The sequence below is a fragment of the Rahnella sp. R3(2024) genome, from assembly GCF_042920125.1.
Taxonomy (GTDB): Bacteria; Pseudomonadota; Gammaproteobacteria; order Enterobacterales; family Enterobacteriaceae; genus Rahnella; species Rahnella rivi.
On the sequence record NZ_JBHGBU010000001.1, the window covers coordinates 2155939 to 2167999 of the forward strand.

10 protein-coding genes are annotated in these 12061 nt (G+C 52.5%); 7 read left to right on the forward strand and 3 right to left on the reverse strand.

Going from position 1 to position 12061, the window contains the following annotated elements; genetic code table 11:
* Nucleotides 1-343: 343 nt before the first annotated feature.
* A complete protein-coding gene (gene yihI, locus ABSH60_RS09790; protein WP_136375025.1) occupies nt 344-901 on the forward strand; it encodes a Der GTPase-activating protein YihI in 558 nt (185 codons plus the stop codon).
* A 186-nt stretch (nt 902-1087) separates the two neighbouring features.
* Nucleotides 1088-2461 carry an oxygen-independent coproporphyrinogen III oxidase gene (gene hemN / locus ABSH60_RS09795; RefSeq protein ID WP_390973766.1) on the forward strand — a complete coding sequence of 458 codons (1374 nt, stop codon included), beginning with the start codon at nt 1088-1090 and terminating at the stop codon, nt 2459-2461.
* Between the two features lie 88 nt (nt 2462-2549).
* Here the strand turns inward: hemN and glnG are convergent, their stop codons facing one another.
* From glnG to glnA, 3 genes are all read right to left on the reverse strand, one after another.
* Nucleotides 2550-3962, reverse strand: coding sequence for a nitrogen regulation protein NR(I) (gene glnG, locus ABSH60_RS09800; RefSeq protein ID WP_056777602.1), 1413 nt, complete (start codon nt 3960-3962; stop codon nt 2550-2552).
* A gap of 7 nt (nt 3963-3969) precedes the next feature.
* Nucleotides 3970-5019 (reverse strand): nitrogen regulation protein NR(II), encoded by a 1050-nt coding sequence (gene glnL, locus ABSH60_RS09805; protein ID WP_056777597.1) that lies wholly within the window; start codon nt 5017-5019, stop codon nt 3970-3972.
* A 243-nt stretch (nt 5020-5262) separates the two neighbouring features.
* Nucleotides 5263-6672 carry a glutamate--ammonia ligase gene (glnA, locus tag ABSH60_RS09810; RefSeq protein ID WP_056777594.1) on the reverse strand — a complete coding sequence of 470 codons (1410 nt, stop codon included), beginning with the start codon at nt 6670-6672 and terminating at the stop codon, nt 5263-5265.
* A gap of 456 nt (nt 6673-7128) precedes the next feature.
* Here glnA and typA point away from each other — a divergent pair, with 456 nt between their 5' ends.
* The 5 genes from typA (at nt 7129) to fabY (ending at nt 12007) form a co-directional block, all read left to right on the forward strand.
* Nucleotides 7129-8952: a ribosome-dependent GTPase TypA gene (typA, locus tag ABSH60_RS09815; RefSeq protein WP_056777589.1), complete on the forward strand. Its 1824-nt coding sequence runs from the start codon at nt 7129-7131 to the stop codon at nt 8950-8952.
* Between the two features lie 163 nt (nt 8953-9115).
* Nucleotides 9116-9703 (forward strand): glucose-1-phosphatase, encoded by a 588-nt coding sequence (gene yihX / locus ABSH60_RS09820; protein ID WP_390973770.1) that lies wholly within the window; start codon nt 9116-9118, stop codon nt 9701-9703.
* Nucleotides 9704-9714: 11 nt separating this feature from the next.
* Nucleotides 9715-10584: a virulence factor BrkB family protein gene (locus ABSH60_RS09825; RefSeq protein WP_056777582.1), complete on the forward strand. Its 870-nt coding sequence runs from the start codon at nt 9715-9717 to the stop codon at nt 10582-10584.
* Between the two features lie 18 nt (nt 10585-10602).
* Nucleotides 10603-11040, forward strand: a complete 438-nt coding sequence (gene dtd / locus ABSH60_RS09830) for a D-aminoacyl-tRNA deacylase (RefSeq protein ID WP_056777579.1) — start codon at nt 10603-10605, stop codon at nt 11038-11040.
* A gap of 34 nt (nt 11041-11074) precedes the next feature.
* Nucleotides 11075-12007 carry a fatty acid biosynthesis protein FabY gene (fabY, locus tag ABSH60_RS09835; RefSeq protein ID WP_056777576.1) on the forward strand — a complete coding sequence of 311 codons (933 nt, stop codon included), beginning with the start codon at nt 11075-11077 and terminating at the stop codon, nt 12005-12007.
* Nucleotides 12008-12061: the final 54 nt, after the last annotated feature.

Sequence of the window (12061 nt, forward strand, 5' to 3'; positions counted from 1 at the left end):
CGGCTGAAGGCGTGAGACGGCAGGGCGGTATCTTGAGCCTTTGCGGCGATAGGGTAAAGTCTTTCTTACGCGATGAAGGCAAGAATGGAAACACGGATGATTTACGCCTTCAGGGAATACGGGAAATGCATGGCGCTTTAAGGATGAACGGGGCCGGAAGCCCTGAAAGGCAAAGGAAAAACCGGGACGTTGAGGCTATACAGGGAAAGTGTTTGTTGAATATCCTTCGCAGGAAGGAAAGAAAAAGGCAGCAAGGTCCACTTGCTGCCTTTTTTCTTTGGTCGCTTTCTGCTAGATTCCGCCGCAAATCTATACTAAATGTACACACCTAAGAGCAGAATCCATGAAACAGCCAGCGAAAGCCCCGCGCGCCAATACCGCGACAGCCAAACCGAAGAGAAAAAAGAATCGCGTCGAGCTCGATATTGAAGCGCGCGAACGCAAACGTGACAACCGCCGCCGCGGCCGTAAGGCTGGTTCCCGTGCGAACCCGGATGCCAACCAAAATCAAAGTGGTGCAGCCGCGAAGAAAACCGATCCGCGCATTGGCAGTAAAAAAGCCGTGCCACTGATTGTTGAAACCGTCATGAACAATGCACCTAAAGCGAAGAAAGCGGCGCAGCCTGTGCAAGATGCAAAACCAAAAATGACCCCGGAAGAAGAACTGACATTACTGGAAAATGATCAACGTCTGGATGCTTTGCTGGATCTTATCGATGACGGTAAAGCCCTGAGCGCTGAAGATCAGGCTTATGTTGATCAGACTCTGGATCGCATCGACGTTCTGATGGAACTGCTGGGTATCGAACTTGGCGATGATGAAGATGACGAAGAAGAAGAAGAAAAGAACGAAGACATGATGCAGTTGCTCAAGCGCGGGAATCCAAAAGAAGGTTTCTAAGCCATGAGCTGGGTCATTCCGGCAATAGCCTTACTCTTTGCATGTTATCTGCTTTGGTTATTCGGTAAACTACGACGGTTATCGAAAACCAAAGCACGTTTGCGCAGAGCGACCTTTGCACGGCAGGCCAACAGCCTGCCGGTAAGGCGAACCGGCAGCATCCGACGCCGGAAGGAGTGAGTCACCATGTCAGAACAGACAACCGTTTGGGATTTAGCGCTGATCCAGAAGTACAACTACTCTGGCCCGCGGTACACATCCTACCCAACCGCACTTGAATTCAGCGAAAGCTACAACGACGCAGCCTTTGAAAAAGCCGCTGCCCGTTATCCGGATCGTTCCCTCTCGTTGTATGTCCACATTCCTTTCTGTCATAAGCTCTGCTACTTCTGCGGCTGCAATAAACTGGTTACCCGCCAGCAGCATAAAGCCGAAGAATATCTGAATGTGCTCGGTAAAGAGATCCGCCACCGTGCGCCGCTCTTTAAGGGCCGTCACGTGAGTCAGCTCCATTGGGGCGGTGGTACTCCCACTTATCTCAACAAAGCCCAGATAGGCCGTCTGATGAGCCTTCTGCGTCAACATTTCACTATCCTGCCTGATGCTGAGATGTCGCTGGAGATTGATCCGCGTGAAATTGAGCTGGATGTGCTGGACCATCTGCGCAACGAAGGCTTCAATCGCCTGAGCATGGGCGTGCAGGATTTCAACAAAGAAGTGCAGCGTCTGGTTAACCGCGAGCAGGATGAAGAGTTCATCTTTGCGCTGATTGAACGCGCCAGGGCGCTCGGTTTCAACTCAACCAATATCGATCTGATTTACGGTTTGCCAAAACAAACCGCCGAAAGTTTTGCTTATACTCTGCAACGTGTGGCGGCGCTCAATCCGGACCGTCTCAGCGTTTTCAACTACGCTCACATGCCGAAGCTGTTCGCGGCACAACGCAAAATCAAAGATGCCGACTTACCCGGTGCTGAAGAGAAACTGAAAATCCTGCAGGAAACCATCAGTTCACTGACGGCGTCCGGTTACCGGTTTATCGGGATGGATCACTTTGCGCGCCCTGATGACGAACTGGCGATTGCTCAGCGTGAAGGCAAACTTCACCGTAATTTCCAGGGATATACCACGCAGGGCGACAGCGATTTACTGGGCATGGGCGTGTCGGCCATCAGCATGTTGGGCGACACCTACGCGCAGAACGAGAAAGACCTCAAAACGTATTACGCCAGAGTTGAAGAGCAGGGGAACGCACTGTGGCGCGGTCTGGAAATGACCGATGACGACTGTCTGCGCCGCGATGTTATTAAATCGTTGATCTGCCATTTCGAGCTGAGTTTCGCCGATATCGAACAGCGTTATGGTATCCGCTTTACCGATTATTTTGCCGACGATCTGGCGCTGCTGACGCCGCTGGCGGAAGACGGGCTTGTCGAGGTGAGTGAAAAACACATTCAGGTCACGCCGCGCGGACGTTTGCTGATCCGTAATATCTGCATGTGTTTTGATATTTATCTGCGCCGGCAGGTACGTCAGCAGCAATTCTCCCGCGTTATCTGATTCTTCGCTGCAAATCGATTCGCATCAACGCAAAACAAAGCAAAACAGCCGCATGCGCGGCTGTTTTGCTGTCTGGCGCAGGAAAGGATTATTCCATGCCCAGTTCTTTTAGTTTGCGGGTAAGGGTGTTTCGTCCCCAGCCCAGCAACCGTGCAGCTTCCTGTTTATGCCCCTGAGTATGGCGCAACGCCGTAGTCAGTAATGTCCGCTCCATTTCAGGTTGTGCTTCCGACAGCAGGTTTTGATGACCGGAGCGCAGTGCGCGATCCGCCCACTGTGCCAGCAGCGTTGCCCAGCTGTCCGGCAAACTCTGTCCGCCTGCTTCCGGCGCAGAAGTCTCAAACAGTTCACTCGGCAAATCCTGAATCAGAACTTCCTGGCCCGCCGCCATCACCGTCAGCCAGCGACAAGTGTTTTCCAGCTGGCGCACGTTACCTTGCCACGGCAGACGCGTCAGCGCCGTTTCGGTTTCCGGATGCAGATTTTTTGCTTCCACGCCCAGTTCTTTTGCCGCCACTTGCAGGAAGTAACGCGCCAGACGCGGAATGTCTTCACGACGTTCACGCAGCGGTGGCAGATGGACGCGGATAACGTTCAGGCGATGGAATAAATCCTCACGGAATTTTCCTTCCTGAACCCTAAGCTCCAGATTCTGGTGGGTCGCCGCAATGATTCGCACGTCCACTTTCACCGGTGCATAGCCGCCGACGCGGTAGAACTGACCGTCTGCCAGCACGCGCAGAAGACGGGTTTGCACATCGAGCGGCATATCACCGATTTCATCCAGGAACAGCGTGCCATTGTCGGCCTGCTCGAAACGCCCCTGACGAACGGTATTCGCTCCAGTAAATGCCCCTTTTTCGTGGCCGAACAGTTCGGACTCGATCAGGTCTTTCGGGATTGCCGCCATATTCAGCGCGATAAAAGGCGCTTTAGCGCGAGGGCTGTGACGATGCAAGGCATGAGCCACCAGCTCTTTACCGGTACCGGATTCGCCGTTAATCAGCACGCTGATTGAAGAGCGGGACAAACGGCCGATGATGCGGAACACGTCCTGCATGGCTGGCGCTTCGCCAATAATGTCAGCAGTCGGGCCGCTGGCTGGCTGAGTTCGGGCCGGTTGTTGTTGTTCCTGATAATGACTGATGGCGCGCTCTACCAGCGCCACGGCTTCGTCAATGTCGAACGGTTTTGGCAGATAATCAAACGCGCCTTGCTGATAGGCGCTGACCGCAGCATCCAGATCGGAATGGGCTGTCATTATGATGACCGGAAGCATCGGATGGCGTTGTTTAATCTGCTTAAGCAGCGCTAAACCGTCCATCCCAGGCATGCGGATATCGGATAACAACACGTCAGGGGTTTGAGTCGCAATGGCTTCCAGCACTTCATTACCGCTGTCAAACGTGGTGCAGGTTAAACCGGCTCCAGTGAGCGCACGTTCAAGAACCCAGCGGATGGAGCTATCGTCATCGACGATCCAGACTATCCCTCGTTGCATAAGAACCTCACTGGCGAATAGGCAGGAAAACCGAGAATTCGGTATGACCTGGCCAACTGTTAAATTCAACTTTACCCGAATGCTGATCAATCAAACTGCGCGCGATGGACAGGCCCAAACCGGTGCCCCCCTCGCGGCCACTGACCATGGGGTAAAAAAGGGTGTCCTGCAAATGGCCCGGTACGCCGGGGCCGTCATCTTCAATATCGATGCGGGCCGCCAGACGATAACGCACACCATGTAACGTGATCTGGAAGGCAGTGCGCGTACGCAGTGTAATTGTGCCGCCTTCCTCCCCGAGTGCCTGCAGGGCATTGCGGGTGATGTTTAACAAAATCTGTTCTATCTGATCGGGGTCGTGCGCCAGTTCCGGCAGGCTTGGGTCATAGTCCCTCACCAGTTGAACGTTATCTGGCTTTTCCATCGATACCAGCTGACAAACACGCTCTGCAACCTGATGAATACTTTGCGTAACGTGCTGGCTTGGGCGCTGTGGCCCCAGCAAACGGTCGACCAGATTACGCAGGCGGTCTGCCTGCTCAATAATGACTTTGGTGTATTCCAGCAGCGCCGGATCGGGGAGCGCTCTTGAAAGTAACTGCGCTGCACCACGCAAACCGCCGAGCGGGTTTTTAATTTCATGTGCCAGACCGCGGATTAAATCACGCGCGGCAACCTGTTGAGCGTGCTGCAATTGTTCCTGGCTCAGCTTACGCTGATTATCCATCGGAGCCAGTTCGACCAAAATGAAGCCTTCCGGCAGCATCTGCGCGGTCAGTGACAACACGTGCGCGCGGCCATCCACGACCAGAGTCACTTCGCTGTCTGTAAAGCCCTGTCCGGCAGTCAGACTTTCACGCATCAACTCGATATTCAGGGAAAAATATCCCACCAGCTCAGGCAACGGTGTGCCAAAAAGTTTGCGGGAACTTTGCGCCAGTAATTGCTGAGCCGCCGGATTGGCGTAATGCACAGCCAAATCGTCGTCCAATAACAGAACGCTGTTGATTAAGGAATTCAGGATCTGCCCAGCATCGGGCAGTTTGCCAGTTGCCATACCGCAGTCTCCCGCACCTGATCGGTGCATTTTATCTCGTTACCCGGCGAAATCACGGGGCTGAGGGGTTAAGCAGGAAAGAGTGTGGAGAAAAAAGCCCATCCGGAGATGGGCTGAAAGTTTCCACGGCAACAAATTAAATCGTCTGACTTGATTTTGACGCTGAAGGTTTTCTCACTACCGGGCCTTCAGTCGGGTATTACGCTCAGCGTCCGTCCTGAAGACGAACGCTGAGTTAAGGGCTTAAACGCTGTAATACAGTTCGAATTCAACCGGATGCGGAGTCATACGCACGCGGTCCATTTCTTCTTTACGCAGATCGATATACGCTTCGATAGCGTCGTCAGTGAACACGCCGCCACGGGTCAGGAACTCGCGGTCTTCGTTCAGTGCGTTCAGGGCTTCTTCCAGTGAACCTGCAACTTTTGGAATTTCTGCTTCTTCTTCCGGTGGCAGGTCATACAGGTTTTTGTCCATCGCATCGCCAGGGTGGATCTTGTTGATGATGCCGTCCAGGCCAGCCATCATCAGTGCTGCAAACGCCAGGTATGGGTTAGCCGCTGGATCAGGGAAACGCGCTTCGATACGCATCGCTTTAGGGCTTGATACGTGTGGAATACGGATAGAGGCAGAACGGTTACGCGCAGAGTAAGCCAGCATAACTGGCGCTTCGTAGCCCGGGACCAAACGCTTGTAGGAGTTGGTTGTCGGGTTAGCGTAGGCGTTGATTGCTTTAGCGTGCTTGATGATACCGCCGATGTAGAACAGTGCCATTTCAGACAGGCCGCCGTATTTGTCGCCAGCGAACAGGTTGTTACCGTTCTTGGACAAAGACATGTGGCAGTGCATACCGGAACCGTTATCGCCAAACATTGGTTTAGGCATGAAGGTCGCTGTTTTACCAAATGCGTGAGCCACGTTGTGCACCACGTATTTGTAGATTTGGATTTCGTCTGCTTTTTTGGTCAGGGTGTTGAAGCGGGTTGCCACTTCGTTCTGGCCAGCAGTTGCCACTTCGTGGTGGTGAGCTTCAACAACCAGACCCATTTCTTCCATGGTCAGACACATGGTAGAACGCAGATCCTGGGAGGAGTCGACCGGAGGAACCGGGAAGTAACCGCCTTTCACTGCAGGACGGTGGCCTTTGTTGCCGCCTTCGTATTTGGTGCTGGAGTTCCATGCGCCTTCGATATCATCGATAGCGACGTGGGAACCGGAGATGCTGCTGCCGAAGCGCACATCATCAAACAGGAAGAATTCTGGCTCTGGCCCGAACAGTACGGTGTCCGCGATACCGGAAGAGCGCAGGAAATCTTCTGCACGTTTTGCGGTAGAACGTGGGTCACGGTCATAACCTTGCAGCGTTGTCGGCTCAAGGATGTCGCAACGGATGATCAGCGTGGTTTCTTCATAGAATGGGTCAAGAACAGCAGTGCTGGCATCTGGCATCAGAACCATGTCAGATTCGTTAATGCCTTTCCAGCCACCGATTGAAGAGCCATCAAACATTTTGCCTTCTTCGAAGAAGTCAGCGCTAACCTGGTGTGCAGGAATGGTGACGTGCTGTTCTTTGCCTTTGGTATCAGTGAAACGTAAATCTACGAATTTCACTTCATGCTCATTCAGCATCGTCAAAACGTGTTCAGCGGACATACTAGTTCTCCCGAATTTCTCATTATCGTCGTGGAACGAATAACCATTTTTGGTCTTTAGTTGGAAATAACAGCTTTACTTGAACTGGCGTGTAGCCTAAACCGCACTATCATTTGTCTGGTCAGACTCTTTTCACCCTGTAAAAACTTTTTACCCTAAAAACTATTAGCGAAAAGTGTGCCAACTTTGAGAAAATCCAAACAGCGCCATTTTACAGGGCTCTTGCACTCAATAAGTATGCACCATAACGGAGTTTATGCACTACAATGGTGCTAATCGTGAGATGCAAGGCACCAAAAAGGTGCGTCATATTGGTTCAGTGTTCTTTTTGCACCGTGAAAGGGATCACAAAGTAACCATCCTTAAGTTGTTTCTACAAGATCCTTGTGATCTTGTTTAGAACCTCGCTTAATACGTGTACAATAGCGCGCTATTTCTAATGCCTGAGGCAAAGCTGTGATCGAAAATTTGCGTAACATCGCCATTATTGCCCACGTTGACCATGGTAAAACCACCCTGGTCGACAAGCTGCTGCAACAATCCGGTACTTTCGGAGAGCGTGTAGAAGCCACTGAACGCGTAATGGACTCCAACGATTTGGAGAAAGAGCGTGGGATTACCATCCTCGCAAAAAACACCGCCATTAATTGGAAAGACTACCGCATCAACATCGTGGATACCCCAGGACACGCCGATTTCGGCGGTGAGGTTGAGCGTGTGATGTCAATGGTCGACTCGGTGCTGCTGGTTGTGGATGCAATGGATGGCCCAATGCCGCAAACCCGTTTCGTGACCAAAAAAGCATTCGCTAATGGTCTGAAACCGATCGTGGTAATCAACAAGGTTGACCGCCCTGGCGCGCGTCCTGACTGGGTTGTTGATCAGGTCTTCGACCTGTTCGTAAACCTGGACGCAACCGACGAACAACTCGATTTCCCAATCATCTATGCATCAGCACTGATGGGTATCGCGGGTAACGACCATAACGATATGGCCGAAGACATGACCCCGTTGTACCAGGCGATCGTTGACCACGTATCTCCGCCACAAGTTGAGATGGATGCACCGTTCCAGATGCAAATCTCTCAGCTGGACTACAACAACTATGTTGGCGTCATCGGCATCGGCCGCATCAAACGCGGTACCGTTAAGCCAAACCAACAAATCACTGTCATCGACAGCGAAGGCAAAACCCGTAACGGTAAAGTCGGTAAAGTTCTGACCCATATGGGTCTTGAGCGTATCGAAGCCACCGTTGCTGAAGCGGGCGACATCATCGCGATCACTGGCCTTGGTGAACTGAACATCTCCGACACAATCTGTGATCCGGCGAATGTTGAAGCTCTGCCAGCGCTGAGCGTTGATGAACCAACCGTAACCATGTATTTCTGCGTAAACACCTCTCCGTTCTGTGGTAAAGAAGGCAAGTATGTGACTTCACGTCAGATCCTTGATCGTCTGAACAAAGAACTGGTGCACAACGTGGCACTGCGTGTTGACGAAACTGAAGATGCTGATGCATTCCGTGTTTCAGGCCGTGGTGAACTTCACCTGTCGGTTCTGATCGAAAACATGCGTCGTGAAGGTTTCGAGCTGGCGGTTTCCCGTCCTAAAGTAATCAACCGTAAAATCGATGGCCGCATGCAAGAGCCATTCGAGAACGTGACACTGGATATCGAAGAGCAACACCAGGGTTCTGTTATGCAGGCCATGGGTGAGCGTAAAGGCGATGTCAAAGACATGATCCCAGACGGTAAAGGTCGTATCCGTCTTGATTACCTGATCCCTGCACGTGGCCTGATCGGCTTCCGTACTGAATTCATGACCATGACTTCAGGTACCGGTCTGCTGTACTCCACGTTCAGCCACTACGATGACGTTCGTCAGGGCGAAATCGGCCAGCGTCAGAACGGCGTGCTGATTTCTAACGGTCAGGGTAAAGCAGTTGCGTTCGCACTGTACAGCCTGCAAGACCGCGGTAAATTGTTCCTGGGCCACGGCGCAGAAGTGTATGAAGGCCAGATCATCGGTATTCACTCACGTTCTAACGACCTGACTGTGAACTGTCTGACCGGTAAGAAACTGACCAACATGCGTGCGTCCGGTACTGACGAAGCAACGACTCTGGTTCCTGCAATCAAAATGTCTCTGGAGCAAGCTCTGGAATTCATCGATGATGACGAGCTGGTCGAAGTGACTCCTCAGTCTGTGCGTATTCGTAAACGTCACCTGACCGAGAACGATCGTAAACGTGCAATGCGTGGTCCTAAAGAAGCGTAATCTTCTTTCACGTACGCCGTTACACAGAAACAGGGTGCCTTTGGTACCCTGTTTTTTTTATGTTTTTTTTCTGCTCCTGCGTAACATCCCCTCCTTCTGTCACTGTTCACCTGTACGTTTTACCGCTAAAGTTAACAGTCATCTTTGAAATCAGGAGCATGCAATGCTGTACATTTTTGATATGGGAAACGTCATTATTGATATTGATTTCAAACGTGTCCTTGGCGTCTGGAGCAATTTCAGCGGAACACCGCTTGCCACGCTGACCGAGCGATTCTCGATGGGAGAAGCCTTCCAAAAGCATGAGCGGGGAGAAATCAGCGACCAAGACTTTGCCGCCGAGCTTTGTCATGAGATGGGCATCGCGCTGAGTTTCGAACAATTCAGTTTGGGCTGGCAGTCAGTCTTTGTTGGATTGCGGCCTGAAGTGATTGAAATCTTTAAATCGCTACGTGAGAAAGGGCATCGCGTAGTGGTGTTGTCCAACACCAACCGTTTGCACCTCGATTTCTGGCCGCATAACTACCCGGAAATAGAAGCCAATACTGATGCCATCTATCTCTCACAAAACATTGGTATGCGTAAGCCTGAACCGGGTATTTTCCAGCATGTTCTGGAACAGGAAGGCGTTACAGCGGGCGACGCTGTGTTCTTCGATGACGTGAAAGAGAATATCGAGGCAGCGCGGGAGGCTGGCATCGAATCCGTGTGGGTGGAAGATAACCAGACAGTACCGAAGTACTTTTCCTGAAGGATGCTCAAATGCAGAAAAGGGCGCTGAGCCACTACCTGAAATCATGCTGGAAATTTACGCGTCTGCTTCTGCGGCGTTCAGATAAGGATGGCCTGACGCTTCTGGCGGGCCATTTAGCCTATGTTTCCTTACTTTCGCTTGTACCACTGATTGCGGTGGTCTTCTCACTGTTCGCCTTATTCCCGGTCTTTTCGGATATCAGTGCGCAGCTAAAGACCTTTATTTTCTCCAACTTTATGCCGGCGACCGGCAACACCATTCAGCGCTATCTCGAACAGTTTGTGGCGAACTCCAGCAAAATGACTGCCGTAGGCACCTGTGGCTTAATCGTCACGGCGCTGCTTTTGATAGCCTCGGTAGACAGCGTGCTGAACAAAATCTGGGACAGCAAAACCAAGCGCCCGATCGTGTTCTCTTTTGCCGTTTACTGGATGGTGCTGACGCTCGGGCCGATCCTGCTGGTTGCCAGTGTGGCTATCAGCTCCTATTTGCTCTCGCTGAACTGGCTGAACATCAGTGGCGTACATTCGGTGATCGACCATGCCCTGCGCATTCTGCCCTTGCTGATCTCGTGGATATCCTTCTGGCTGCTGTATCAGGTGGTGCCCACTGTCCGGGTTCCGGCCAAAGATGCGATGATTGGCGCGCTCTTTTCCGGTGCGCTGTTTGAATTGAGTAAGAAAATCTTTGCCTTATACATCCAGCTTTTCCCATCATATCAACTGATTTATGGCGTACTGGCCGTGATCCCGATTTTATTTCTTTGGGTGTATGTCAGCTGGTGTATCGTGCTTTTGGGCGCGGAAATTACCGTCACGCTCGGCGAGTTTCGTTCCCTGAGAAAATTGCAGTCTGCTCAAGATGTAGCAGCAGAATAATCAGTCTGAAGGATTTATATGATTGCGTTAATTCAGCGGGTTTTGAATGCCAGCGTCACGATTGATGGCGAGGTCTGCGGCGAGATCGGGCCGGGACTGTTGGTCTTGCTGGGTGTTGAACAGGGCGATGATGAGCAAAAAGCCAGGCGCCTTTGTGAACGGGTGATCGGGTACCGGATATTCGGTGACGAAAACGACAAAATGAATCTCAACGTTCAGCAGGCGGGCGGAAGTTTGCTGGTCGTGTCGCAGTTTACGCTGGCGGCAGACACCTCAAAGGGTATGCGCCCCGGTTTCTCTCGCGGCGCAGAGCCGCAGGAAGCCGACCGCTTATATCAGTATTTCTGCGGGCAGTGCCGTGAAAAAGGCATCGCGACCGAAACCGGGCGCTTTGCTGCGGACATGAAAGTGGCGCTGGTGAACGACGGGCCGGTGACCTTCTGGCTACACGTCTGATCAAAAAGGCATAAACGCCGGAGAGAAAGCATCTATGTATCATCTGAGAGTACCGACGACCGAAAAAGAGCTGGCCGCCTATTACCGATTCCGCTGGGAAATGCTGCGCAAGCCGTTGCATCAGCCCGAAGGTTCAGAGCGTGATGCGTATGATTCCATCGCGCATCATCAGATGGTCGTTGATGAGCAGGGCGAACCGGTCGCAGTAGGCCGTTTATATATCAATGCCGACAACGAGGCCTCTATCCGCTTCCTGGCGGTTGACCCGGAAGTGCAGGATAAAGGGCTGGGAACGCTGGTTGCGATGACCCTGGAGTCTGTGGCGCGTCAGGAAGGCGTTAAACGCGTGGTGTGTAGCGCCCGTGAAGATGCGGTCGAGTTCTTTGCCAAGCTCGGGTTTGTGAATCAGGGCGAAATTACCACGCCGCAAACCACGCCGGTGCGCCATTTCCTGATGATCAAACCGGTCGAAACGCTGGATGACATTCTCCATCGGCCCGACTGGTGCGGGCAACTGCAACAAGCCTGGTACGATCACATCCCGCTCAGTGAAAAAATGGGCGTGCGCATCAGCCAGTACACCGGTCAGAGATTTGTGACGACGATGCCAGAGAACGGTAATCAGAACCCGCACCACACGTTATTTGCGGGCAGTTTGTTCTCGCTGGCCACGCTGACCGGCTGGGGGCTGATTTGGCTGCTGTTGCGCGAACGTCATCTGGGCGGCACCATCGTGCTGGCGGATGCACACATCCGCTACAGTTCACCGGTGACCGGCAGACCGCGTGCGGTGGCCGATCTCGGTTCCGTCAGCGGCGATCTGGACAGACTGGCGCGTGGACGCAAAGCCCGCGTGCAGCTCGAAGTGAATTTGTACGGCGATGAAGCCGAAGGTGCCGTGTTTGAAGGGACTTATCTGGTACTTCCTGCCGCGCCCGGCGCACCGCTGGAACCGGAAATCAACTGAGTTTTCGGGCACAAAAAAGGCACCGCGATGGCGGTGCCTTTTTCTTATCAGTGC